1 pseudogene is annotated in these 207 nt (G+C 54.1%); it reads right to left on the minus strand.

Annotated elements, in window-relative coordinates:
• A pseudogene (locus tag ACTHSL_RS14425) lies at positions 1–207 on the minus strand (IS1595 family transposase); the annotation flags it as partial.

Here is a 207-nt window from a genome sequence, read left to right on the forward strand (position 1 = left end):
CCCCTGATACGTTTGGCTCCGAAATAGGGTTCATCCAATCCTGCAATGCCGTATAAAGATGCCTGCCTTTCGCATTCTTCAGCCAAACGCCGGTGCAATTTCAGGTACAGGCTGTTGACACTGCTGATGTCGGCACCCGTCGGTTTCGCGGTATCGGAGGCAGTCAGATCCAAAGCAAACCGCTGCAGGAGCCGGCGAAATTTAGGC

The organism is Neisseria sp. P0008.S010 (genome assembly GCF_051962715.1).
Classification (GTDB): Bacteria; Pseudomonadota; Gammaproteobacteria; order Burkholderiales; family Neisseriaceae; genus Neisseria; species Neisseria elongata.